Source organism: Micrococcaceae bacterium Sec5.8, assembly GCA_039636775.1.
Classification (GTDB): domain Bacteria; phylum Actinomycetota; class Actinomycetes; order Actinomycetales; family Micrococcaceae; genus Arthrobacter.
Genome location: CP143429.1, coordinates 661,305 through 684,974, shown reverse-complemented (window position 1 = coordinate 684,974; position 23,670 = coordinate 661,305). Strand labels below are relative to the sequence as shown.

Genomic DNA, 23,670 nt, shown 5'->3' with positions numbered 1-23,670 from the left:
TCAAGCGTGGTCCGCGAGGAACTCCCGGGCCTGGTCCGCACGCTGTTGCGCGCCTGACGCCTCGAAATGGTCCGCGGCCAGCAGCAGATTGTCCCTTCCCGCCTCACCATTGCCGGCGCTGGAATGTGCCCGGCCGAGCAAGAGATGGGCTTCACCGAGAATTTGGGGCAAAGCCCCCTCGGCGGCGCACACGCCCTGCAGGAGCTGAATGGCGGTCTGCGAATCTCCAGCGAGATAATTCCAATGGGCACGGTTCAAATTCAGCAGAAGGTAGTCGTTTGGCGTTCCGCCAATGACATCGGTCGCCAGTTCCGCCCGCTCGATACATCGCAGAGTGTCCGCGTCCGCTACATCGGCCGCAAGCCGCATAGCCGCCGACGCTTTATTGAATTTCGCCCAGACATCGAGGTTCCGGGCGGGAGAAAAGGTCGCCGCTGCGAGCTCGTGATATTCAAGCCCCTCCCGGACTTTGCTGCACAGAAAGGCCACGTTGCCAATCACCCAGTAGACCTTTCCGATAAGTTGGTCGTCAACTTCAGCAGAAACAGCCTCAGCCAGACCAAGGCATTCGGTCCAGGCTTCGTCCAAACTTCCCATGTCCGCAAGCGCAGCGATCAAAGCCTGCCGGGCCTTCACCCCGGTTTCCCCGTCATTTTCCGACACGAGCTCGACGGCAGCCCGGGCAGCGTCGGCCGCTTGCTCCAACAGCCCGGCGCCCTGCCGGGCCTTGGCCAACAAGATATTCGCCCGCGCCTTGGCCTGGTCCTCGGTCGTCGCGTCTCCGCCATCGACCAGGTCCGAAGCGAGGCAGGCGCAGGTCGCGAACTCCTCTGCATCCAGCAGGTTTTCGGCCTCGAGAAACGTCATCCGCCACCAAGCATCGCTTTCCCCGTCGCCACGGGCTATTGCCGCGGCATCGTGGGCGCTGGCGGCAGCCTGGATGAAGTCATGATTGATCCGATGCTCGTACGCCCTGAGTTCAGCTGCAGCGTACGCAGGCGAGGCGGAGTGCAATGTCATGACTTCATTATCTGTTGCCGCGGCTGGGCTGCCGCACGGCACGCTCTTTTGGGCGGGGTGAACATTCGGTGCCGGCATCAGCCAGGCTTCGCGTGATAACACAGATTCAAAAATAATCACCCAATAGTTGGTATTCGGCGTGTCTTAAGCCCCTATACTGAACTCGTATCACACAAGTCACATCAGCCCCTTACGTATCAGGAGTCCCCCATGAAAAAGACCCTCGCAGCCCTTCTCGTCGCCGGTGCGCTGGCAGCCGCAGGCCTTTCCGCCACCTCGGCAATTTCTGCTTCCGGCGAAAACGGTGGCCAGGGCTCAGCCGTGGCAGTGGGCTGGTGGCCGAACTCCACCCCGAAGAACTAGTCGGGTCAACGAAAGGCGGGCAGCGGACCTAGGGTCCGGTGCCCGCCTTTTTCGTGCCGCCGTTCACCGGAACAGGGGCACCAAACGGTTGAAAGTGCGGCCTATAGCACGCGGCGGCGGAGCATTGCCTCAAGCTCCGCCGCCGGGACAGGCCGGCCGAAATAGTAGCCCTGGCCACTCGAGCATCCCAACCGGATCAGCTCAGCTGCCTGCTCCGCCGTCTCGATACCCTCGGCGACGGCCGTGAGCCCGCAGGCGTGGATGAGGTGCAGGACCGCCTCCACAAACGCGCTCTCCTTCGCGTCGCTGCCCAGCCCGTCGATCAGGCTCTTGTCGATTTTGACCACATTGACCGGCAGCTGCCGCAAATAGCTGATGGACGAATATCCGGTGCCGAAGTCGTCAATCTCCAGCTGGACGCCCAGGCGCCGCAGGCCGCTGAGGGAGTATTTGTCCACGTCCCCGCCGTTGACAGCCATGGATTCCGTCAACTCCACCACGAGGTTGGCGGCGTCCAGACCTGTCTCTCGGAGAATGTCGCGGACGTTCTCGATCAGGTCGAGGTTTTGCAGCTCGGTGGTAGAAATGTTGACCCGAATGTTGAACTTCGCGTCCACGTCCAGCCCTTGCTGCCAGTGCCGCAATTGACGCACCGCATGCTTCAGGACCCAGTGGCCGAGCTCCACGATCATCCCGGTCTCTTCCGCCAGCGGGATAAACGAATCGGGCATCAGGAGCCCCCGCTCCGGGTGGTTCCAGCGCACCAGCGCTTCCACACCTTCAATCCGGCCGGTGGCCAGGTCCACCACCGGCTGGTAGTGCAGCGTGAGCTGGTCCTGGCGGATGGCCTCGCGCATCTCGGTAACCATGACGCTCTGCAGTCGGCGGGCATAGAGCAAAGCTGGCTCGAACACTTTGATGCTGCTGTGCGGCTGGGCCTTGGCAGCGTACATCGCGGTGTCGGCCTCCATGACCAGGTCATCGACGGACTGTCCGGCCTCCGCGACTCGCAGGCCGATGCTGGTCCCGCAAGTGATGCGGAGGTCCCCTACCTCCAGGCTCTCGCTGAGGGCCTTCAGGATCCGGTTGGCCACCCGTCGGGCCCGGACCAAATTGGATTTCGGCAACATGACGGCGAATTCGTCGCCGCCGAGGCGGGCGACGGTGTCCGTATCCCGGACGGCCGCCTCAAGGCGCCGCGAAATCACCCGGAGGACGTCATCGCCGGCGCTGTGTCCCAGCGTGTCGTTGATGCCCTTGAAAGAGTCAAGGTCCAGGACCAGCAGCGCCGGCGGCATTTCGCCCCGGGAGGTCTCTGCTAGGGCGTGGCTGAGGACCGAGTTCAGTGCGGTCCTGTTGGCCAGCTGGGTCAACGGGTCGGTCAGGGCCATCCGCTCCAGCTCCACCTGGGCATCACGCAGCATCGCCGTCCGGCTTTCCACGCGTTCTTCCAGTTCCTGGTAAATGGTCTGCAGGTCATCAGCCATCAGGTTGATCCCGGCAATGACCGCCGCGACGTCGTCCCTGGCGCCGGAGGGCGCGATCCTGGTGGTCAAATCGCCGCCGGCGATCCGGACGATGCCTTCGACGAGGGCGTGCAGACGGGGGTCGGGAGGATCAGTCTTCACTCGAGTATTGCCCTAACCATTCGATGGCCTCCGCCTTGGAGGTGAAGAACCGCGCAGGGATATTCTCGGTCTTGGAGCGCAGCAGATAATGGGCGATCACCCGGTCCACCGGGCTTTCGCCGACGAGCGCAAATGCGGACGCCGCGATGGTGGTGGCGTAGACATGCCGGGCGTCGACGCTGACGCCCTCGACTCCCGTGATGACCAGCAGGACCGGAAGGCGCCGGCCGGCCGCGAGTGTCCGTACGGTGGCGCCCGCCGTACGCGCCTCGGGACCCCCAAGGTCCCCCGTGCCCGGAAGCACCACCTCGATGATGCTGCCGTCGAGCAGGCGGACACCGATCGGAGCGGGAGCTTCCGGCCCCGACGCCGGCACCGCGGCCGGCAGATCAGGGGCCCCGGGCGCCGCGGGAATTTGCCCAGTGGGCAAGGCGCAAAAGTCGATGCTCACCGAATGGCGATTCGACGACGGCGGTCAGTAGTGCCACGAAGGTCCCGGTTGAGCCGGCGGTCGCCGTGGTAGAGGATCGTCTCCCAGTCGGCCTCCTCGGCCGTCTTCTCCACCACGGGGCTCTCCTTCACTTGCTTGGGGCGCGGACTGATATAGAGCCAGTTGACCATACCGAGGAACACATCCACCACCGAGTTGCGAACGCCGATGTAGGCCCGGATAGCGCCAGCGGCGAGGACGGCGTTCAGCGTGGCAAAGGCCACGTTGCCCCAGTTCCCCAGCTGGGCGTCGCGCCAGACGGTCAGCAGCGAGAAGGCAACAATCGCGTAAGGGGTCAGGACATAGATGGCCGGGGCTGCTGTGCGGTCCTTGACCTTCGGGGTGCGGGCGAACGGAATTTTGTCGCCGGTGACAGCCTGCTGCAACGACTTGAGGACGCCGGCAAGGTTCACCGGAAGCAGCACAAGGTTGAAGCCATAGATCCGCAGGATGTCACTGAAGCGGTGCCCGCAGTCCCGCAAGTCGCTGCCCATGGCCAGGAAGTACGGCAGGGCGGCGAGGAAGACGATGGGGCTCAGCAGCCGGCTGTCGTAGGGGTATGCCAGCAGGAACAGCAGGCCAAAGCTGGCCCAGGCGATGGACGCCATGTAGTTCACGCGCAGGAGGACTTCCCGGAACAGAATCTTGCGGCGGTCGGACCGGTTTTGGAGGAGCTGGGCCCACAGCTTGGGCAGGATCAGAAGCCCGCCGTTGGCCCAGCGACGGCGCTGGACCACGAGCGAGCCGAAGTCCGGCGGCGTGGCGCTGTAGCTGAGGCGTTCCGGGTAGTTCACCAGGGTCCAGCCATGCTGGCCGAGGTCGATGCTGGACTCGGTATCCTCAATCACCGTGCGGTCCTGGATGTAGGTCCGGATTTCGAAGGCGCCGTTGGACTCCACCTCAACAATGTCCTCGAGGGCCCGCTTACGGATGACGGCATTCGCACCCACCCAGAAAGTGGCACCGTAGTAGGACATGCCCTGGTGGAGGATGTGCTGGAGGTCGGTGGTTGCCCCGGCCACGCGCTCGATCCGGGTGGGTGCCCCGCGGAACGAGGAGTAGGGGGTCTGCGTTACGGCGACCTGCTCGTTGCCGGCCGATTCCAGGAAATAGACCAGGCGCAGGCAGTAGTCGCGCAACAGGAGGGAATCGGCGTCGAGCGTCAGGAGGTAGGTGGTATCCGGGAAATCCAGGACCCGGCCAGTTCCTTCGAGCTCCGCGTCGCCCTCGATTTTGCGCAGCACCACGCCGTCGGCGGTGGCTTCTTCGCGCCATGAATTTCCCATCAGGGAAATGTAGGCGTTGAGGTTCATCGCCTTGTTGGCCTCGTGCGAGAGGCTTGCGTACTTCTTGCGCTCAAACGTTTCGGTGGTGACGTTAAAAATCCAGGTCAGGCGGAGGTACAGTTCCTCGCGCCGCGTCGCGGACGGCGAGGTTTTCTGCGCCAGAGCAGCGTTCAGGCCGACCAGGACGAGCCGCAGTTCCCGGGCCAGGCCCATGAGGACAAGGTCCACGAAGAACTCGTCGACGTGGTCCTCCACCTGCTCTGCGGCTGCCATGGTTTCCAACCAGTCCGCGGCGGCCTGGTACTCGGTTATCAGCAATGCGAGTTCAGCGGCCTCGTTCAGCGGGCCTGCCTGGGACCGCCGGCGGACGTCTGCCAGGGCGGCGTTGAAGCGTGCGGCCGGAACGCCCATCGCTGCGGCAATTTCGGCCGACAGTGCACGGGTCTTTTCCAGCTTTGCGAGTTCGCCGGGATCTTTGGGATTGGGCGGATCGTCAACGAGCAGCACAACTTTAAGGGCAGGGAATTCCTGCAGCGCGGCGGACCACAGCGTGGCCCGGACCACCTGCGGCTCTTCGGCGTAGGACGGCACCAGCACGGTGATCCCCTCGTCGTATTCGGCGAAGTGGCGATCCAATTCCCCGCGCGGTACCCGTGAATGGTCCCGGAACCGGTAAAGGGCTCCCTGCCGGGCCATCAAGTACATCAACGCCGAAAAAGTCAGGAATGTTACGACAATCAGGTATGACGCCGTTTCAAATTGAAACCTAAAACCTGCGTTTGGGTTGTCCGCCAACTCCCGAAGGATGGTGGTTATGACGTAGGTCACCCACGCAAGCAGGGTGGTGAGAATTCCCAGTCTTCCCAGTATTATTTTCCGGCGGGACGGCCGCGGGTGCACGATTGACAGCGGCTCCGAGCGACGCTCAGCGCCCCACTGGCGTCGGCGCACCACGTCTTTGACCTCGGTGGAGACGCTCTCTGCGTCAGGGCGCGGCAAGACAAGCTGATCAGACATTAGTCCCCATAGACTGCAAATTCGCTGTTTGAGCGTGCGCATTTGTTCCAAAGCGCCCGGCGCACCGGAATGTTTCGGTGAGTGCCCTTAGGATAATGCAAGGTCAGACCGTTGCCGGACATCAGACACTCCGGAATATCACGAGCTGATCGCGATGGCCGGCGCGTGCCCGGCAGTTCACAATAAAAGACATTAGGGGGCCCTGTGTCCGCAAGATTCCCAGGCCGTAAATTATCGCTTGCCCGGCTGGGCGTTCTCACCGGAGTTGTTGTGGCCGTCACTGCCGGTGGCGTGGCCGCATGGGGCAACTTCAACGATGGCAGGGCGGCCGAGGCCATCCCGTCCATCTTCTCCGGTTACGTGGATGTTACAGCGACGCCCCGCTACGCCTTCGAAGACCCGGTATCCAAGGAAGCGCAGAAGGTTCAGCTGTCCTTCATCGTCGCGGACTCCAAAGACCCGTGCACGCCGACGTGGGGTGCCGCCTATTCCCTCGACGAGGCCGGTTCGGCCCTGGACCTGGACCGGAGGGTCGCCCGCCTCCAGCAGCTGGGTGGAACAGTGTCCATCTCCTTCGGCGGCCTGATCAACAACGAGCTGGCCACGGGCTGCACCGATGCGGGCAAGCTTGAAGACGCCTACCGCGCCGTAGTGGAGCGGTACAACGTCAGCAGCATTGACCTGGACATCGAAGGCGGGGCCCTCAGCGATGTCGCTTCCCTCGACCGGCGCGCCGCGGCGGTCACCGCCCTCCAGAAGGACCGCCGCGAAAGCGGAAAGAACCTTGACGTGTGGCTGACGCTCCCGGCCGATCCCAACGGGCTGACGGCGGCGGGCACCGACGCGGTACGCCGGACTATCGCGTCGGGGACCGACCTCGGCGGGGTCAACATCATGACCATGGACTACGGCGGAAGCCGGCTCATGGACCGGTCGATGTACGAGAACGCCGTCTCGGCGGCGGAAGCCACGCACCGGCAGGTCACCGGCCTGTACAAGGATGCCGGCAGCGAGCTGGGCAGTGAAACGGTGTGGCGCAAGATCGGGTTGACCCCGATGATCGGCCAGAACGACATCGTCGGCGAGATCTTCACGCTCAAGGACGCGGAGGAACTGAGCACATATGCCAGCGCCAAGGGTGTGGGCCGGCTGTCGATGTGGTCGCTGAACCGGGACCGGACCTGCAGCCCCAACTACCCCGACGTCAAGAAGGTCTCGGACGGTTGCAGCGGCATCGAGCAAGGCTCTTCCACGTTCGCCACCATCCTGGGCGCCGGGGTCGCAGTTTCCCCGGACGCCACGGGAAGCGCGGCAGCCTCGCCGCCGTCCGGCAACGCCACCCGGGGAGCCGCCGCCGTCGATGATCCTTCCACCAGCCCGTATCCGGTCTGGAATGAGGAAACCGCCTACACCACCAGCGAACGGATCGTCTGGCACGCCAACGTCTATGAGGCTAAATGGTGGACGCGGAACGAAGCCCCGGACAACCCGGTACTCCAGGGGGCCGCGACGCCTTGGCGCATCATCGGCCCGGTACTGCCCGGCGATAAGCCCACCCCGCAACTCACCGCCCCCGCCGGCACCGCCCCGGAGTGGGAACCGGCCAAGGTTTACCGCAAGAGCGACCGGGTGCTCTTCGGAGGCCGGGTTTATGAAGCAAAGTGGTGGACCCAGACGGACAGCCCCGAGGCGGCCATGCAGGGTGCCCCGGAATCGCCGTGGACCAGGCTGCGCGATGAGGAACTGCTGAAGCTGATGGCGACGGCGCCCGCCACGACGTCCGCCACGACGGCGCCTGCGTCCCCCGCCACGGCGCCCGCAGCGACGGCGCCTGCAGCGACGGCGCCTGCGTCGCCGGCCGCAACACCGACGCCGGCGCCGACGCCTTAGCCGGCAGCACGCGGCACGCAGCACGCAGCGCTGACAGGGGGCCGTGGGGACGTTGTCCCTACGGCCCCACCCCCTCCCCCGCAGTCAGCGCGGGAGCGTGTCGCGCTGTGCGGGTGGGTGGTCCGGGCCGCGGATGGCGCCCGGTGCCGGCCGGAAAAGGAGTCTTTGAGGATGCGAAGAATTGTCACCGCAGTGGCCATGGTCCTGCTGGTGCTGGTGCTGGCGGGGTGCGGGGCGCACCCGGGAACCCCGGACGCCGATTACGCCGCCAAGTACCAAGCGGCGGCCGAGCCGCTGGCCCACGTGGCCAGCGTGAGCGCCAGCTACAAATCCTCCGGCATGGGCCGCAGCGGGGATGTCTTTCTGCACGCGGATACCTCGGACCGGGAAACCTTGCTGGGCGTCCTCCGGGACGCTTTCCCGGCGATTGTGGACGCCGCGGCGGGCGATCCGGAAGTGAACCTGGCCATCCAGGTCATATCCGCGGACGGAGCATCGGCCGTTTCGCCCGCCGACCTGGGCTATTCCGGCTCTGGAGCCTTGAACAGTTACCGGACGTTCCTCGGCAAATAGGCGGTCCCGGCGTCCGGCCCGTGGAAACCGGCCCGGGCAAACCGGCCGCGCAAACCTGCCCGCGCAAACCTGCCCCCTGGAAACCCGCCCGGTCAGCGCGCCGCCGCCCGCGAACGCCGCACGGCAGCGCGGTGCCGCCCGATCCGTTGGGCGACCACCAGCCCGACGACGGCGGTGCCGAGGGTGATCGGGTAGCCCATCACCCGTTCCAGGGTGCCCGGTTCCGGCACGTCCATCCCCGTGATGCCGCCGGTAACGAGGGCGCCCAGGGACAGCAGGCCGCAGGCGAGGATAATCCAGCCCAGCGGAGTTTGCCGGAGCCAGAGCCAGCCCAGCAACACCAGCGCCAGGGCCCCGGCCGCGAAGTACCCGATGGCGCCGGCCACATGCCATGGGGAGCCGGCATCCTCGGGGACCAGCCCCACCAGGGCCGTTCCGGCGCCGGCTGCCGCGGTGAGGGCGCGGGCAGCGACGGCGGCTCCCTGCTGGATCCGGGTGGCCGGGGGTGTGGAGCCGGGCACCCCCGCCGTACACAGCAGCGCGGCGCTCAGCAGCAGTGCCCCGACCATCATGGCGACGCCCTGGACCACAAAGGAGGCGTTCATGAGTACATGCGCCGGTGAGCAGACATCCCGGCCGGCGTAACTCCCACAGCCCAGGGCGCCCAGATCACTGATGTACCCGGTCCGGCGGCTGTACGGCTGCTGCCCTGTCCACGCGCCGATCACGGCCGTCTCCGCCACGAAATATTGCAGCACACTGAGCAGCGCCAGGGCGCCGGCGTAGAACCGGGTGGACGGCACATCGGGAAAGAAGACGGCGTCCCTGGACGGGGAATCAGCTGCGGCGGTCATCCCAAGAGCGTAGTACGCCGCCTTACCTTGTATGCTTGTACCCGTGTCCCAACGGACCGGCCCCGGCCGGCCGGCTCGGACGCCCGCCCTCGTAGCTCAGTGGATAGAGCACGGCTCTCCTAAAGCCGGTGTCGTTGGTTCGATTCCAATCGAGGGCACTTGAACCCCCAGCCCCCGGACCACGCACCCGATTTCGACCTCCGCGCTTACCTGCTGGGCAACTGGAAAGTGGAGCGGACGCTGCTGGACCGGAGCACCGGCACCCGGGGAACGTTCACCGGCGTCGTGCGGTTGACCCCAACGGAGGACGACGGCGGCCTCCACTTCCGCGAAGAAGGCACCGTGTCCTGGGCCTCCGTACCCGGCGGACCGGCGTCCGCCCCCTTCACCGGCCCGGCCAGCCGCGAGTACCTGCTGCGGCCCACGGGCGCGGCGGACACGATGGACATGCTCTTCGCCGACGGACGGCCGTTCCACCGCATGGGCTTCGGCCCGCAGAACAGCCAGGCCCGGCACTGGTGCGATCCGGACACCTACCGCGTGAACTACACGAAAACGGGCCGGGACGGTTTCCGCTACCAGTGGGATGTCACCGGTCCGGCCAAGGACCAACTGCTTACCTCAGTCCTGCGGCGCGCCACGGACCGGCCGTCGTGAACCCGCTCATTGTCGTCTCCGCCGTCTGCGTCTTTGACCAGGCAGGCCGGCTCCTCACCGTCCGCAAACGGGGTACGGACAAGTTCATGCACCCCGGCGGCAAACCGGAGCCGGGTGAGACCCCCGCCCAGACAGCCGCGAGGGAACTCGCGGAGGAAGTCGGAATCGTGCTCCCGGCCAATGATCTCGTGTTCCTGGGGCTCTGGTTCGCGGACGCCGCGAATGAGGCCGCAACGCAGATCCAGGCGACAGTCTTCACAGCCCCGGGCGTCTGGGACGCCCGGCCGTCCGCGGAAATCGCCGAGATCCGCTGGCTGGACCTGGCCGCGGACCTGCCCGGCGACCTCGCCCCGCTGCTCACCGACCACGTCCTGCCGGCCCTGTGGGGCCGCTCCGGTTAGAGCCCGGGCACGGCCTGGTCCGCCGCGGCGCTGGCCTCGGCGAACTGGGTCCGGTACAGCTCCGCATAGCGGCCCTCTGCGGCCAGCAACTCCGGGTGGGTTCCGCGTTCAACGATGCTGCCGTCCTCCACCACCAGGATGGCGTCCGCGGCGCGGATCGTTGACAGCCGGTGGGCAATCACGACTGCCGTGCGGCCCTCGAGTGCGGCGCCCAGCGCTTCCTGGACAGCTGCCTCATTGGTGGAGTCCAGGGCTGCGGTGGCTTCGTCCAGGATCACGATCCTCGGCTGGGCAATGAGCAGCCGGGCGATGGTAAGGCGCTGGCGTTCACCGCCGGACAGCCGGTACCCGCGCTCCCCCACCACCGTGTCCAGGCCGTCCGGGAGGGAACGGATCATGTCTTCGAGCCGGGCTTGGCGCAGCACGTCCCACATCAGATCCTCGGTTGCTTCCGGGCGGGCCAGGCGCAGGTTGGAGGCGATGCTCTCGTGGAACAGGTGCCCGTCCTGGGTCACCATGCCCAGGCTTTGCCGCATCGAGTCGAAGGTGAGGTCCCGGACGTCCACGCCGGTTCCGGCTGTGGTCCCGCCGAAGCGCACGGCGCCGGAGTCGACGTCGTACAGGCGTGAGAGGAGCTGGGCAATGGTGGACTTGCCGGCGCCGGAGGATCCGACCAGGGCGACGGTCTGTCCCGGCTCCACCCGGAAGCTGATGCCGTGCAGCACCTCCTCGCCGCCGCGGGTGTCCAGCGTGGACACGTCCTCCAGCGATGCGAGAGAGACTTTGTCCGCGGCAGGGTAGGAGAAGCGGACGTCGTCGAACTCCACGGCAAGAGGTCCGGCCGGGGATGAGACCGCATCGGGTTTTTGCTGAATGAGGGGTTTGAGGTCCAGGACTTCAAAGACCCGCTCGAAGCTGACAAGGGCGCTCATGATCTCCACCCGGGCGCTGGAGAGCGCGGTGAGCGGGGCGTAGAGGCGGGTGAGCAGCAGCGCCAGCACCACGACGTCGCCGGCCGCCAGCTGGCCCTGCAGCGCCAGGAAACCGCCGAGCCCGTAGACCAGGGCAAGGGCCAGGGCGGAGACGAGCGTCAGTGCCGTGACGAAGGTGAATTGCAGCATGGCGGTGCGGATGCCGATGTCCCGGACGCGTCCGGCGCGGAGGGCGAACTCGCGGGATTCCTCGTCGGGGCGGCCGAAGAGTTTCACCAGGGTGGCGCCGGGGGCGGAGAAACGCTCCGTCATCTGGGTGCCCATCGAGGCGTTGTGCTCGGCGGCCTCACGGCGCAGGTCGGCGAGCTTGGAGCCCATCCGGCGGGCCGGAATCAGGAAGATCGGCAGCAGAATCATGGCGAGCACGGTGATGAGCCAGGACTTGCCCAGCATCACCACGAGGGTCAGGGCCAGGGCCACCACGTTGCTCACCACGCCGGACAGGGTTCCGGCGAAAGCGGACTGCGCGCCGATCACGTCATTGTTCAACCGGCTCACGAGGGCGCCGGTGCGGGTGCGGGTGAAGAAGGCGATGGGCATCTTCTGCACGTGGTCGAAGACCTTGGTCCGCAGGTCCACAATCACGCCTTCACCGATCGTGGAGGAGAGCCAGCGGGTCACCAGTCCCAACCCGGCCTCGGCCACCGCCACAATAGCGATCAGCACGGCCAGCCACACCACCGTCCCGGTGCCCGCTTTGGCGATGATCGCGTCAACCACCTGGCCGGCGAGGACGGGCGTGGCGACGGCCAGAACAGCCATCACGATCGAGAGCAGCACAAAAGCGATCAGTTGCGTCTTGTGCGGGCGCGCGAAGCTGAAGACCCGCTTGAGCGTCGCCTTGGAGAACGGCTTGGAGCCGGACGAGGCGCGGGTGATGTTGTAAAGGGAGCTCCAGGCTACCCGGTCCATGCTCATGCGTTGTTGCCTTTCGGGGCGGTGTGGCCCAGCAGTTCGGTGACGACGCCGTGTTCGACGTTCCAGCGTGCGTCAAGACGTACGTTTTCCAGGAGCCGGCGGTCGTGCGTGACGAGCAGCAGGGCGCCCTCGTAGTGTTCCAGGGCTTCTTCCAGCTGCTCGATCGCGGGGAGATCCAGGTGGTTGGTGGGTTCGTCGAGCACCAGCAGGTTCACGCCGCGGGCCTGCAACAGGGCAAGCGCGGCGCGGGTCCGCTCCCCCGGCGACAACGAGTCGACCGGGCGTGAGGTGTGGTCTGCCTTGAGGCCGAACTTTGCCAGCAGGGTCCGGACCTCAGCAGGGGTCTGGTCCGTCAGGACGGCTTCGACGGCGTCGGCGAGTTTTAACCCGCCGGCCAGCAGCCCGCGGGCCTGGTCGATCTCGCCGACCGCGACGGAGGCGCCCATGGACGCATCCCCCGAGTCGGGCCGCTGGATGCCCAGCAGCAGGCGCAGCAGGGTGGATTTGCCGGCGCCGTTGGGCCCGGTGATCCCTATCCGTTCTCCGGCGTTGAGCTGCAGATTCACCGGTCCCAGCGTGAAGTCCCCCTGCTGGAGTACGGCGTCGCGGAGTGTCGCCACGACGGCGCTGGAACGGGGGGCCGCCCCGATGGTGAACTGCAGTTGCCATTCCTTGCGGGGTTCTTCGACCTCGTCGAGCCGGGCGATGCGGGATTCCATTTGGCGGACCTTCTGGCCCTGCTTTTCCGAGGACTCGGTGCTGGCCGCGCGGCGGATCTTGTCATTGTCCGGGTTTTTCTTCATGGCGTTCCGGACCCCCTGGGAGCTCCACTCCCGCTGGGTCCGGGCGCGCGAGACGAGATCGGCCTTGGTGTTGGCGAACTCCTCGTAGCGTTCCCGGGCATGCCGGCGCGCGACGGCCCGTTCCTCCAGGTAGGCCTCGTAGCCGCCGTCGTAGACAGCGACGGAATTCTGCGCGAGGTCCAGTTCCACGATGGTGCTCACGCAGCGGGCGAGGAACTCACGGTCATGGGAGACCAGCACGACGCCGCCGCGGAGCCCCTGCACGAAGGACTCGAGTTTGGCCAGTCCACTGAGGTCGAGATCGTTCGTGGGTTCGTCCAGGAGCACAATGTCGAAGCGGCTAAGCAGCAATGCCGCGAGCGCCACGCGGGCTGCCTGGCCGCCGGAGAGCCCCGTCATCTCGGCGTCCTGGCCCACTTCCAGGCCGAGGTCTGCCAGGACGGCCGGGACGCGTTCGTCCAGGTCCGCGGCGCCGGAGGCCATCCAGCGGTCGAACGCGAGGGAGTAGGCGTCGTCGGAGCCGGGAGCGCCGCCGCCCAGGGCCTCCGCCGCGGATTCCATGTCAAGGGTGGCCTGGGCGCAGCCGGTGCGCCTCGCGATGTATCCGCCCACCGTTTCACCGGTGATCCGTTCGTGTTCCTGGGGCAGCCAGCCCACGAACGCGTCCGCCGGGGCCAGGCTGACGGTGCCTTCCTGCGGCTCATCGACGCCGGCCAGCAGCCGGAGCAGGGTGGACTTGCCCGCGCCGTTGGCTCCCACGACGCCGACGACGTCGCCGGGCGCAACCGTCAGGGAGAGTTTTGAAAAAAGTGTGCGGTGGTCGTGGCCACCGGAGAGGTCCTTGGCAACAAGGGTTGCAGTCATTGATCCATTCTCTCACCGCGGCCCGTTACGGCCAGCCACGGGTGGGGGTTGCCGGTTCTGGCAACCACCGGGTTCCGGGCATGAAAGAACCCGCTGGTCCGGACTTGGGGGGTGTACGGACCAGCGGGTTCGAACACTTAGCATAATTGAAGAAGCACCTCGGGTAAAATCAATGCACCCCACGCACTCGGCACCACCCCAGCCGCACTTCCATTCGACTCCGCAGGAAGCCATTAATGCCCTTATCCGCCAAGGCGTTTCAAGCCTGGCTCCACCGGGTCGCCCCCGCCGCGAGCACAGCCGATATCTGCAGGATTTCCGGCATCAAACGCACCACGCTCGCCCAGCAGCTGGTTCGCGGGAAGGTCGCAGAGATTACCCTTGTCAGCATCAGCCGGGCCCTGCACCGAAGCCCGCTGGCAGACCTCGGATCATTCGAGAGTTACCCGGAGCTGGCCGGCCAGCCGCGGCCACCCACTGCCGCCGAGCTGGTGAGCCAGATCGCTACCATGGACCTGCTGCGCGCGGTCATTTCCCGTTCATCCCCGGCGTACGGCGGCTTTGGCGATGAAAGCAGCTCCCGGACCCCGGCGCTTGGCCCCGCACCGCACGCCACCTCGGTCCGGAACTGGGTGGACGCGATCGACGACGGCGAGTTGCGGCACCGGGTGTCCGCGGCCACCGGGGTCGCGCCGCAGAACTATTCGGCTCAATTAACCGCAAACCGGCTCTCGGCGGAGCTGGCGGTCGCCACCTCCCGCGCCGCCGGTGTGGGATTTACCGGCGGGCTGGTCGCCACCGGTCTGATTTCCGAAGCCGAGGCCGGGTGGCACCCTGGGGCGAAGCAGGCCGCCCTGGATGCCCTGTCGGACGGCGAACTTACAGCCTTGGCCGGCGAGCGGCTACAGTCCCTGGGCAGATTCCTGCGCCGCCAGGAGCAGGAAAACGAACAAACCAAGACAATATTGGAGAACCTCGGATGATCGCGATCCTGCAGTGGACCACATTGGCGGTCTGCGCTCTCGCCGCGATCGCCCGGATTCCAAGCGCGATTCGGGGTGAAAACCGGTCAATCTTCGGCATCTTCCTGCTCTCGGCGGTTGCAGTTCTGCTCAGCATCGATCCCATGTATGTTGCCATCGATACCTGGCTGGGGTCCGCTAACTACACGAACCTGATCCTTCGCTTTGTTATTTATGCGACGGTGCTGCTGGCCGGGTACCGGATCGCCAGGGCGTTCAATGCGGCGAACAGCATCCGGTTTATTGCCGGCCCCACGGGACTGGCGGTTCTGGCCGCCGTGGGCGCCGCCACTTTCGTGCTCTTCCTGCTGGCCGACACCGCAGGGACCGCCACCGGGCTAACGACGCTGCCCGCGCGGAGCCCTCGGAACGCGGCACTCATCGAGTGGTACGCAGCGACGGGGCGGCTGTACCCGTCCTATGTGGCGGCCTGCATCCTGCCTGCCACCTACCAGGCCGTCAGTCAGCGGCTGCCCGCCGCAATCCGGTTCGGAGCCCTATTGCTGACCATCGCCTTTGCTGCGATGGCGGTCGGATCCTTGTACCCCCTGATTCCCGGAAACCTCGGCTATCTGGAGTACATCATCAATTATGCTTCGGTCCTATCCCTCGCGCTGGGACTCGCCTGCGTCTGGATCTCTGGTCTGTTGGCCAAGCGATCGTCCCGCCGCGCGCCATCCCTGGCTTCTTCGACCGGCCTGGACACAGATCAAGCAGGCGCCGCAGCGAAGCGACGGGCATAGACCTCATGACCTCACCCCTGGAGTGGGCAACGCTGGCGGTGTGCTGCGCGGCGCTTCTCCTGCGGCTGCCGGACGCAGTGCGCGGCCGGAACCGGACCGTGTTCGGGATCCTTCTCCTGGCCACGCTGTGCAGCCTGCTCGCCGTGTCCGAGCTTTATGCAGTGGTGGATGGTGCGCTCGGAGGCAAGGATGTCACGAGCCTGATCCTGCGCTACACCGTCTTCGCGACGGTCCTGCTGGTGGGCAGTCGCCTCACCCGGGGCCTGGGCGCTGCCCGGGAGCACAGCCTCATCACCGGAGGCCTCGGCTGGTGGGCGCTGGGGCTGAGTTGCCTGGCCGTGACGGTAACGTTCTTCCTCGTGTACGGGCCACGGGCCGGGGTGCAGGACTGGTCGTCGGGCGGCGCCGGAAACCCCGCCCTGGCATCTCTCTATGCCGCTGCCGGCCGAACGTATCCCGCCTATGTCTCCCTGGTCCTGATACCACCCCTGCTGGCAGCCTTCAGGGGCCGGCTGCCGCGCCTGGTCCGGGCCGGCGCACTCACCGTGCTGCTCGGCGTTTGCTTCGCCGTCCTGAGCCTTCCGGCGTCACTGGGACCTGCGGCCTGGTCCGCGGCGCAGGACTTCCTCAATTACGGCGCGGTGCTGGGGTACGTCGTTGGCCTCGCCCTCTTCTGGTTCTCCGGGCTGGTCACTAAATCTAGTAACACTCAGGCAACATTCGGTGACAGGCAGCGTTAGGCATTCACAAAATCATTAGACCGTGAGAGAATCATGAATGTGTGAAAGCGGCAATCACTTCGTGGACGGGAACGATCCGTGCGGAGCCAGGCAGCCGCCCAAACGCCATTGGGGGGATGAGTGGTAGCGGTCCGCAAGGACCGCTCCCACTCAGCCTGTTTAACGGCCCGGACTGCGGCTGGGCCGGGCGTGCCGTCCGCGCCGGAACCCGGGAAGGGCATCCTTCGGAACGTACCTCAGCGCACAAACCTCAAGGTCACCAGCTGGAAAGGCCGCAGCGCCATGACAGCCGAGTTCCCTTCCACCACCACCCCGGGAACTGCCGTAGCGCGCTCCAGCAGATCCACGCTGCGGATGCCGGTGACCGCGAAATCGGCGGTGACGCGCCCGGTGGAGCGCTCCCCCAGCGATTCGTAAACCCGAACGATCACGTCCCCGGAGCCGTCCTCGGCGAGCTTCACGGCCTCAACAACGAGAGCCGGGTTGGACACCGCAATGAGCGGCTCCGCCCCGTGCCCGCCCTTGAGTAGCCGGGGTGCGAGGTTTGTCCGGTACCCCTCCTCGACGGCATCGGCGATGCTGGCACCGGGCCGGATGGTGACGTCCAGCTCCTGACGGCCGCGGTCCGCACCGGGGTCCGGGAACGTGGGCGCCCGCAGCAGTGAGAGCCGAACAGTGGTGGTGGTTCCGCCGTCGTCCTCCCGAATGTTCCGGGTGACGTCGTGGCCGTAGGTCGCTGAATTCGAAATGGCCACCCCGTAGCCCGGCTCGGCGACCTGGATCCACCGATGGGCGCAGATCTCGAACTTGGCCGTTTCCCAGGACGTGTTGAGATGGGTCGGACGGAACACGTGGCCGAACTGGGTCTCCGACGCTGACCGGTCCGCGCGGACGTCGAGGGCGAACCCGAGTTTGAGCAGCTTCTGGCTCTCCTGCCAGTCAACCACTGTCGAAATCGCCAGGGAGGCGGCGCCGGCCGCAAGCGTGATCCGCTGGGTGACCGTGGAGGACCCGGTCAGCCGTTCCACCACCACGACGGCGTCCCTTCCGCCGGCTTCCAGGCTCACCGAGCGGGCGTCGGTCAGCGCGACGACGTTGCGGCGGTAGAAAGCGTCAATGTCCCAGGCGTCCCACTCGTTCGGGGTGTCGCGGTGAAGTTCAAGCAGGTTGCCGAACTGTCCGGGAGCAATCGCCTCCCGGCCGCTGGCGTAGTCAACGAGAGATTCCAGCAGACCGTCGGCATTGACGACGGCGCGGATGATGCCGTTGTCCAGGATGAAGCTGCCGGCAGCGATGGTGGCCAGCGCCGCCGGTGCGGTGGCAACCGGAGCGGCTGCCGCCAGGGCAGGAACGCCGCAGCGGCTGTGCGGTGCGGCGTTGAGGAGGAAGTCGGTGTCCCCGGCGCCCAGCAAGGCACTGCCGGCGTCGGCGATGATCGCCTCAAGCTGTTGGCCCACGGCGGCGTAATTGCGCTCGGCGTCCTGGTGAACCCAGGCGATGGAACTGCCGGGAAGGATGTCGTGGAACTGCTGCAGGAGGACCAGTCGCCAGAGCCGCTTGAGCGCGGCGGCCGGGTACGGGTAGCCGGCCCGGACGGCGGCCGTGGCGCACCACAGCTCAGCCTCCCGCAGAAGGTGCTCGCTGCGGCGGTTGCCGCGTTTTGTTTTTGCCTGGCTGGTGTACGTGCCGCGGTGCAGTTCGAGGTACATCTCACCGACCCAGACCGGGAGGGCGTCGTAGTCGGCCTCGGCCCGGGTGAAGAAGGTGGCGGCCGAGCCGAGTTCCACTTTCGGAGAGCCCTCCAGGTCTGCGGTGCGGCGCGCTGCGGCAAGCATCTCGCGCGTGGGTCCGCCGCCGCCGTCTCCATAGCCGAACGGGACCAGCGAGGTGGTGCCGCGGCCATGGTCCCGGTAGTTCCGCTCGGCGTGGGCCAGTTCGCGGCCGCTGAGTTCGGAATTGTAGCTGTCCACCGGCGGGAAGTGCGTAAATAACCGGGTGCCGTCAATCCCTTCCCAGTTGAACGTGTGGTGCGGCATCCGGTTCACCTGGTTCCAGGAGATCTTCTGCGTCAGGAACCATTTGCTGCCGGCAGCCTTGACGATCTGGGGCATGGCAGCCGAATAGCCGAAGGTGTCCGGGAGCCAGGCTTCCTCGCAGTCGATCCCGAATTCAGTCAGGAAGAAGCTCTTGCCCTCCAGGAACTGGCGTGCCATGGCCTCGCCGCCGGGCATGTTCGTGTCGGACTCCACCCACATGCCGCCGACGGGAACGAACTGGCCCGTCGCGACCTTTTCCCGGATCCGCCCGAAGAGCTCCGGGTACAGCTCTTTGATCCAGGCCAGCTGCTGGGCCGAGGAGCAGGAGAAGACGAAGTCGGGGTCCTCGTCCATCAGGGCGATGACGTTGGAAAACGTGCGGGCGCACTTGCGGACGGTTTCGCGGACGGGCCAGAGCCAGGCGGAGTCAATATGGGCGTGGCCGGTGGCGAGCAGGCGATGGGCTGAGGCATAGGCCGGCCGGGCCAGCACCCCCGCCAACGCCTCGCGCCCCGCGGACGCTGTGCCCGCCACGTCCTCAGGATCCAGAATGTCCAGCATCCGTTCCAGCGCGCGCAGGATCTCATGCCGGCGGGGCAGCTCCATCGGCAGTTCGTGCATGAGGCCGGTAAGGGTCCACACGTCCTGGTGCAGTTCCCACACGGTTTGGTCGAGTTCGGCGATGACAATCCTGCCGAACCGGTACTTCGGGTCCTCACCCGAGGTCGCCTTGTCACCGTAGGGGGTGGCCGCGAATGTCCAGCCCTGGGACAGGTCGGGGTTGGCGGCCGCCTCGACGTAGAAGTCGATGGACATCCCGCTGCCCAGGAGCTTGAGCGGGACGTACTGGTTCCGGGGCGAGATGGCCTTAATGATGGTCCCGTCCGGCCGCCAGGCGATACCTTCGCACTGGAAGCCAGGAAGATCGCTGCTGAATCCCAGGTCCACGATCACTTCCACGGAGGTGTCCGCTGCGGTGCCCCACGAGTCCGGAACCTGACCCTGGAGCCGCAACCACCTGGTGCTCCAGGGCTTACCCCAGGCCGCTCCGTGCTCTTGCGGCGTGAACTCCTGCTGGAGTGCCTCCAGCGCGGGAACCGGCTCGCCCGGGGCGTCCCAGCTGCTCAGGGTCAGCGGCACGCTGCGCGGATAGATCGCAGGGACCAGGCGTTCGCGGACGAAGCGGTCTAGGCGGATTTCCGTAAGCCGGCGGTCGTCATGCAATGTGGTCCTCTTAGCGCTGGCGTGGATGGCCGAAATGCATCCAATCGATGGCTAAAATCTACGTCGTCGTCAGCCCCAAGCCAAGCTGCGAACCGCCGACATTACCGCTGCACCGGAGCGGGCGCCGCTATGCGGTGGGCGCCAGCGTACACGTTCAGGGACGTGCGGCGGCTGAAGCCGGCCAGCGTGATGCCTCTGGCCTCGGCGAGCTCGACGGCCAGGCTCGACGGCGCGCTCACGGCGGCCAGCACGGGAATCCCGGCCAGTGCGGCCTTCTGGACCAATTCGAACGATGCCCGTCCGGAAACCTGCAGCACGGTTCCGCGCAGCGGCAGGAGGCCCTCGCGCAATGCCCAGCCCACCACCTTGTCCACGGCGTTGTGGCGGCCCACGTCCTCACGCAGGCAGAGGAGTTCGGCGGAGCCGTCGTCCGCCGTGCGGAACAGACCCGCGGCATGCACGCCGCCGGTGACGTCAAAGACGGCCTGGGCTTCCCGCAGCTGGTCCGGAAGGGCCGCGAGGGTGGCCACGGGGACCACCAGCGGGTCCTCCGCCGGGCTGTAATGCGAAGACTTGTGGACGGCCTCGATGGAGTCCGTGCCGCAGATGCCGCACGAGCTCGAAGTGTAGACGTTCCGCCCCGTTTCCGGGCGGACGACGTCGGGCCTTAGCTGGGCTTCCACGACGTTGAACGTCTGGACGCCGTCCTCGTCCTCTCCTGCGCAAAACCGTAGCGAGAGGAGTTGTTCGGGGTGCCAGATGACGCCTTCGGAGACGAGGAAACCCGCTACGAGGTCAAAGTCGTGCCCCGGAGTCCGCATGGTGACGGAGAATTGCATGCTGCCAATTCGAATTTCCAGTGGCTCCTCAACGGCGAGCACGTCTTCACGGTGGCGGACCGGGAACTCCAGGGCCTGGGGGGATCCGTCCAGGACATATTTGTGCACCTTGCGGCGCTGCGTGACGCGGCCCATCAGGTACTCCTAACCAACATAGTTTCATTCTGGCAAGCACTGGGCCGGGTGGCCAGTGCACGTTCGGGTCCGGGTTTTCAGCCCAGCAGCGCACTCCAGTCCACAGGGCCGCCGGAACCGGCGGACTTGCGGGACGTTCGTTTGGGTGCGGGTTCTTTCCTCACCGCCGACTCCGGCAGCGGCGCACCCCAGGGAAGGGCGAAGGCGGGAACCGGTTCTCCCAGCTGAACCCCGTGCGGCGGGACAACGAGGACGCCGTCGGCTGCGGCCAGCCCGCGCATCATGCCCGAACCGGTATGTTGCGCCGGCGAGGCCATCCCGTAGACAAGCCGGAACGGCATTAATCGGGTCCGGCCGGGGAGGGGGCCGATGATGGAGCCGCACGGGACATCCGTGACGGGCGGCAGGGGCCGGTGCCCCAGCGCGGCCAAGAGCGGTGCACCGATAGTTGACAGTGCCATCATGGCAGCGAGCGGGTTGCCCGGCAATCCGATGATGAACCTGCCGTCCGGCAGTTCAGCCAGCACGGCTGGGTGGCCAGGGCGCATGGCGATCCCATCGATCAGCAGGCGGCCGCCGAGCTCGGCCACCGAACGCCGCAGGTGGTCAGTTCCGGACAGTCCGGTGCCGCCCGTGGTGATGACGACGTCGGCGGGCAACGGCTCAGCGCCGGATCCGCCGGGAAACTCTCCGCTGTCCTCCGCCGGGTCGATGTCCGCCAGGGCAGAGAGCCATGCTGCGTAGCTGTCGCCGATTTTCACTTCGCCCGCACAGGTGCCGCCGAGCATTTCCACCACCGCCCCGAGCTGGGGACCGAAGGTGTCGCGCACCTGGCCTGGCTGCGGGATTCCCGCGGAGACCACCTCGGATCCGGTCAACACCAGCCGGACCACGGGTTTGCCCAGGACCGGGACCGTGTCGTGGCCGGCCAGGGCGGCGAGGGCCACGTGCGCCGGGTTGAGCCGGGCCCCGCTCCTCATCAGCACGTCGCCGGCGGCGGCTTCCTCCGCGGCTTTTCGAATGTGTTCACCGTTTCGGGGCTCGCCGGGCTTGGCAGCGCCAGCGAGCTTTAGGACGGGCAACCCGTCCTCGTCGGCGGCAATCAGGCCGCTTTCGCTGCGCAGCACGGCTTTCGCCCCGGAGGGGATCAGCCCGCCGGTGACGATCGGGCTGGCCTGGTGGGGAGCCAACCGCTGGCCGGGTTCTGCGAGGATCCAGGGTCCGCTGCCGTTGACCGCCCATCCGTCCATGGCGGAGGAAGCGTAATGCGGCATCTCGACGAGCGCTTCCACGTCAGCGGCGAGGACGCGCCCCAAAGCCGCGCGGAGGACCACGGGCGCGGCGGGAATGGGCGTGGCGCAATCGAAGGCGAGCTGCCTGGCTTCGAGCCAGGTGTGCGCGAGATGCCGGTGCGCCGTGGGTTCGGTGTCACCCGGCACCGCCGACGGACCGATTGCCGGCCGGGCAGCTGCACCGCTGTGTGGAGGCGCAGCTGTCATGCTCCCGGGGCTTCGGGGGCTGCGTAGTCCTTGGCAAGTCGGCGGGCCACGGCCATGGCGGCCTGCATCGAGACGGCATCGCTCGCCTGGCCGGAGCCGGAGGCAAGGCCGGCGGCGAAGCCGGCGATGAAAGTCGTCAGAGGGGCAGCCGGGCGCACTATCGAGTGCGCTGCCACGCCTGCCAGGGAAAGGACCGCGTCGACGTCGACGTCGACGTCGTCCAGTTCCAGCGCCTGAAGCAAAGCGCGGCACCAGTCTTCCAATGTTTCATCCTGGCTTTTCACCGTTTGCCTCCAAGGTCGAGTTCAGCTGGGGAGTCCCGGGCCGGCGCCTGGGACGGAACGGCCGATGCCGGCCCGGCCCTGCCTTCCGGGCGGGTCGCACACCCCTAAGGCGGCGGCATCGTCCCATGTATCCACATCATCGGTGGACCCGTCCGGAACGCTGACGTCGCGCACCTCCAGCCTAGCAAGAAGGCCGAATATGGAGGCATTCTCCAGTGCGCCGCCTTGCCGGGCACCGGCCACCGCCCGCTGTAGCGCAGCCGTGCTATATAGCCCTGACAGTGGCTGCCGGCGTCCGTCCGTCGACACCGCCATCAGCCCGTCCCCGCCCGCCGCCTCCGCGGCCGCGGCCAGCAGCGCTTGGACGGCGGACTCCGCCCGGGGCATGTCGACGGCGAGGACAAGGGTGTAGGGGGCGGCCCCGCCCTCCCGGGGATCCTGGCCATGATGGCGTTCCAGGGCGTCGAGTCCGGCGGCGACGGCCGCAGCGGGACCTGCGAAGGGTGGATCTTCGCGGCAGCTCAGCACACCGGCCGGCAGCATGCCCGGGTCTGGCCCGACCACGGCGATGGCCAGGGCACCGCGCGCCGTCCGCAACGCCAACTCCAGGAGGGTGGCGCCGCCGCGGGTCAGTCCGGATTTGGGAACGCCTCCCAGCCGGGATGACCGGCCCCCGGAGAGAATGACAGCATCGAAGTCCACCACTCCAGCCTAGCGCGGTCCCGGCCTGGCGGCCCGGACCGCGGAGGTACGCGCCGGAGTCAGGCGGCGGATTCCGGCAGCAGGAACGGGTCCCATGCGGGCGTCGGCTTCTCCAACTCCTTGATCTGCCAGGTGGTGCCCTTGGGGGGCGCGGGGCAGAAGCTGAGCTTCCACCCCATTTCCGCCGGAGTGTGGTCGCCCTTGGCGTTGTTGCACCGCAGGCAGGCAGCGACGAGGTTTTCCCACGAGTCCGCCCCGCCCCGGGATTTGGGCTGGACGTGGTCGATGGTGTGGGCGGCTTTGCCGCAGTACGCGCAGCGGTGCCCGTCCCGGCGCAGCACTCCCCGGCGGCTCACCGCCGTCGCGGTGTTGTACCGGGGCCTGATGTAGCGATGAAGGAGGATCACTGAAGGCCGACCCAGGACGTCCTGCGGCCCGACGACGGGATCCTCACCTTCCGCGACAACACTGGCCTTACCCGTCAGCACAAGGACCAGCGCCCGGCGGAAGGTTACAACCGCCAGCGGTTCATATCCAGCATTCAGTACAAGAGTGCGCATCCGCATACCTCTTCACGGCCGCACCCGCCAGGGGCACGAGGGCCGGCTGCCCTCTGCATGGTCGGGCTATGGATCGACTAAATAAGAGTAAACACGGACATGGCAATTCGCCGAATGTTTTTTCCCGGCA

At 66.8% G+C, this 23,670-nt stretch carries 21 protein-coding genes and 1 tRNA gene; 9 read left to right on the top strand and 13 right to left on the bottom strand.

Features of this window, described 5'->3' with window-relative positions:
* A complete protein-coding gene (locus VUN84_03250; protein ID XAS64705.1) occupies window positions 1-1,140 on the bottom strand; it encodes a hypothetical protein in 1,140 nt (379 codons plus the stop codon).
* 90 nt (window positions 1,141-1,230) lie between these two features.
* Between VUN84_03250 and VUN84_03245 the strand changes: the two genes are divergently transcribed.
* Window positions 1,231-1,383 (top strand): hypothetical protein, encoded by a 153-nt coding sequence (locus tag VUN84_03245; protein XAS64704.1) that lies wholly within the window; start codon window positions 1,231-1,233, stop codon window positions 1,381-1,383.
* A gap of 101 nt (window positions 1,384-1,484) precedes the next feature.
* Here the strand turns inward: VUN84_03245 and VUN84_03240 are convergent, their stop codons facing one another.
* Genes VUN84_03240 through VUN84_03230 form a run of 3 tightly spaced genes read right to left on the bottom strand, consistent with a single transcriptional unit; the run spans window position 1,485 to window position 5,804 of the window.
* Entirely contained in the window at window positions 1,485-3,011 is a 1,527-nt protein-coding gene (locus tag VUN84_03240; protein ID XAS64703.1) for an EAL domain-containing protein, read from the bottom strand.
* Window positions 3,001-3,441 carry a hypothetical protein gene (locus VUN84_03235; protein XAS64702.1) on the bottom strand — a complete coding sequence of 147 codons (441 nt, stop codon included), beginning with the start codon at window positions 3,439-3,441 and terminating at the stop codon, window positions 3,001-3,003. The genes VUN84_03240 and VUN84_03235 overlap by 11 nt, the downstream gene beginning before the upstream one ends.
* A 17-nt stretch (window positions 3,442-3,458) precedes the next feature.
* Window positions 3,459-5,804: a glycosyltransferase family 2 protein gene (locus VUN84_03230; protein XAS64701.1), complete on the bottom strand. Its 2,346-nt coding sequence runs from the start codon at window positions 5,802-5,804 to the stop codon at window positions 3,459-3,461.
* A 204-nt stretch (window positions 5,805-6,008) separates the two neighbouring features.
* Between VUN84_03230 and VUN84_03225 the strand changes: the two genes are divergently transcribed.
* A complete protein-coding gene (locus VUN84_03225) occupies window positions 6,009-7,694 on the top strand; it encodes a carbohydrate-binding protein (protein XAS64700.1) in 1,686 nt (561 codons plus the stop codon).
* Window positions 7,695-7,865: 171 nt separating this feature from the next.
* Window positions 7,866-8,267 (top strand): hypothetical protein, encoded by a 402-nt coding sequence (locus VUN84_03220; protein XAS64699.1) that lies wholly within the window; start codon window positions 7,866-7,868, stop codon window positions 8,265-8,267.
* Between the two features lie 92 nt (window positions 8,268-8,359).
* Here VUN84_03220 and VUN84_03215 read toward each other — a convergent pair whose 3' ends face one another.
* Window positions 8,360-9,121, bottom strand: a complete 762-nt coding sequence (locus tag VUN84_03215) for a DUF998 domain-containing protein (protein XAS64698.1) — start codon at window positions 9,119-9,121, stop codon at window positions 8,360-8,362.
* Between the two features lie 85 nt (window positions 9,122-9,206).
* Here VUN84_03215 and VUN84_03210 point away from each other — a divergent pair.
* The 3 genes from VUN84_03210 to VUN84_03200 all read left to right on the top strand — a co-directional run bounded on the left by VUN84_03210 (window position 9,207) and on the right by VUN84_03200 (window position 10,179).
* Window positions 9,207-9,279: transfer RNA gene (locus VUN84_03210), tRNA-Arg, on the top strand.
* A gap of 1 nt (window position 9,280) precedes the next feature.
* A complete protein-coding gene (locus VUN84_03205; GenBank protein XAS64697.1) occupies window positions 9,281-9,778 on the top strand; it encodes a DUF6314 family protein in 498 nt (165 codons plus the stop codon).
* The gene (locus VUN84_03200; GenBank protein XAS64696.1) at window positions 9,775-10,179 is read left to right on the top strand and encodes an NUDIX domain-containing protein; all 405 of its coding nucleotides are present in this window, start codon (window positions 9,775-9,777) and stop codon (window positions 10,177-10,179) included. Before VUN84_03205 ends, VUN84_03200 begins: the two co-directional genes overlap by 4 nt.
* Here VUN84_03200 and VUN84_03195 read toward each other — a convergent pair.
* Together VUN84_03195 and VUN84_03190 are read right to left on the bottom strand one after the other, a co-directional pair.
* Window positions 10,176-12,089 carry an ABC transporter ATP-binding protein gene (locus VUN84_03195; protein XAS64695.1) on the bottom strand — a complete coding sequence of 638 codons (1,914 nt, stop codon included), beginning with the start codon at window positions 12,087-12,089 and terminating at the stop codon, window positions 10,176-10,178. The genes VUN84_03200 and VUN84_03195 overlap by 4 nt on opposite strands.
* Entirely contained in the window at window positions 12,086-13,756 is a 1,671-nt protein-coding gene (locus VUN84_03190; GenBank protein XAS64694.1) for an ABC-F family ATP-binding cassette domain-containing protein, read from the bottom strand. Before VUN84_03190 ends, VUN84_03195 begins: the two co-directional genes overlap by 4 nt.
* A gap of 236 nt (window positions 13,757-13,992) precedes the next feature.
* Here VUN84_03190 and VUN84_03185 point away from each other — a divergent pair, with 236 nt between their 5' ends.
* From VUN84_03185 to VUN84_03175, 3 genes are read left to right on the top strand one after another with little or no spacing between them, the layout of a single operon-like run.
* Window positions 13,993-14,739, top strand: coding sequence for a hypothetical protein (locus tag VUN84_03185; GenBank protein ID XAS64693.1), 747 nt, complete (start codon window positions 13,993-13,995; stop codon window positions 14,737-14,739).
* Window positions 14,736-15,521 (top strand): hypothetical protein, encoded by a 786-nt coding sequence (locus tag VUN84_03180; protein ID XAS64692.1) that lies wholly within the window; start codon window positions 14,736-14,738, stop codon window positions 15,519-15,521. Before VUN84_03185 ends, VUN84_03180 begins: the two co-directional genes overlap by 4 nt.
* Window positions 15,522-15,526: 5 nt before the next feature.
* Complete coding sequence (locus VUN84_03175; GenBank protein ID XAS64691.1) at window positions 15,527-16,261, top strand: hypothetical protein; 735 nt, start codon at window positions 15,527-15,529, stop codon at window positions 16,259-16,261.
* Between the two features lie 236 nt (window positions 16,262-16,497).
* Here the strand turns inward: VUN84_03175 and VUN84_03170 are convergent, their stop codons facing one another.
* From VUN84_03170 to VUN84_03145, 6 genes are all read right to left on the bottom strand, one after another.
* Window positions 16,498-19,521 (bottom strand): glycoside hydrolase family 38 C-terminal domain-containing protein, encoded by a 3,024-nt coding sequence (locus VUN84_03170; protein ID XAS64690.1) that lies wholly within the window; start codon window positions 19,519-19,521, stop codon window positions 16,498-16,500.
* A gap of 101 nt (window positions 19,522-19,622) precedes the next feature.
* Window positions 19,623-20,495 (bottom strand): formate dehydrogenase accessory sulfurtransferase FdhD, encoded by an 873-nt coding sequence (gene fdhD, locus VUN84_03165; protein XAS64689.1) that lies wholly within the window; start codon window positions 20,493-20,495, stop codon window positions 19,623-19,625.
* A gap of 77 nt (window positions 20,496-20,572) precedes the next feature.
* Window positions 20,573-21,994 (bottom strand): molybdopterin molybdotransferase MoeA, encoded by a 1,422-nt coding sequence (locus tag VUN84_03160; GenBank protein XAS64688.1) that lies wholly within the window; start codon window positions 21,992-21,994, stop codon window positions 20,573-20,575.
* Entirely contained in the window at window positions 21,991-22,278 is a 288-nt protein-coding gene (locus tag VUN84_03155; protein ID XAS64687.1) for a DUF6457 domain-containing protein, read from the bottom strand. The genes VUN84_03160 and VUN84_03155 overlap by 4 nt, the downstream gene beginning before the upstream one ends.
* 21 nt (window positions 22,279-22,299) lie before the next feature.
* Complete coding sequence (locus tag VUN84_03150; protein ID XAS64686.1) at window positions 22,300-22,980, bottom strand: NTP transferase domain-containing protein; 681 nt, start codon at window positions 22,978-22,980, stop codon at window positions 22,300-22,302.
* Between the two features lie 59 nt (window positions 22,981-23,039).
* Window positions 23,040-23,540 (bottom strand): HNH endonuclease, encoded by a 501-nt coding sequence (locus tag VUN84_03145; protein ID XAS64685.1) that lies wholly within the window; start codon window positions 23,538-23,540, stop codon window positions 23,040-23,042.
* Between the last annotated feature and the right edge of the window lie 130 nt (window positions 23,541-23,670).

Bases quoted from the DNA above. Each gene is read 5' to 3' on its own strand.
- VUN84_03245 (XAS64704.1), top strand. From the start codon at position 1,231: ATGAAAAAGACCCTCGCAGCCCTTCTCGTCGCCGGTGCGCTGGCAGCC.
- VUN84_03230 (XAS64701.1), bottom strand. From the start codon at position 5,804: ATGTCTGATCAGCTTGTCTTGCCGCGCCCTGACGCAGAGAGCGTCTCC.
- VUN84_03220 (XAS64699.1), top strand. From the start codon at position 7,866: ATGCGAAGAATTGTCACCGCAGTGGCCATGGTCCTGCTGGTGCTGGTG.
- VUN84_03215 (XAS64698.1), bottom strand. From the start codon at position 9,121: ATGACCGCCGCAGCTGATTCCCCGTCCAGGGACGCCGTCTTCTTTCCC.
- VUN84_03195 (XAS64695.1), bottom strand. From the start codon at position 12,089: ATGAGCATGGACCGGGTAGCCTGGAGCTCCCTTTACAACATCACCCGC.
- VUN84_03190 (XAS64694.1), bottom strand. From the start codon at position 13,756: ATGACTGCAACCCTTGTTGCCAAGGACCTCTCCGGTGGCCACGACCAC.
- VUN84_03185 (XAS64693.1), top strand. From the start codon at position 13,993: ATGCCCTTATCCGCCAAGGCGTTTCAAGCCTGGCTCCACCGGGTCGCC.
- VUN84_03180 (XAS64692.1), top strand. From the start codon at position 14,736: ATGATCGCGATCCTGCAGTGGACCACATTGGCGGTCTGCGCTCTCGCC.
- VUN84_03175 (XAS64691.1), top strand. From the start codon at position 15,527: ATGACCTCACCCCTGGAGTGGGCAACGCTGGCGGTGTGCTGCGCGGCG.
- fdhD (XAS64689.1), bottom strand. From the start codon at position 20,495: ATGGGCCGCGTCACGCAGCGCCGCAAGGTGCACAAATATGTCCTGGAC.
- VUN84_03160 (XAS64688.1), bottom strand. From the start codon at position 21,994: ATGACAGCTGCGCCTCCACACAGCGGTGCAGCTGCCCGGCCGGCAATC.
- VUN84_03145 (XAS64685.1), bottom strand. From the start codon at position 23,540: ATGCGCACTCTTGTACTGAATGCTGGATATGAACCGCTGGCGGTTGTA.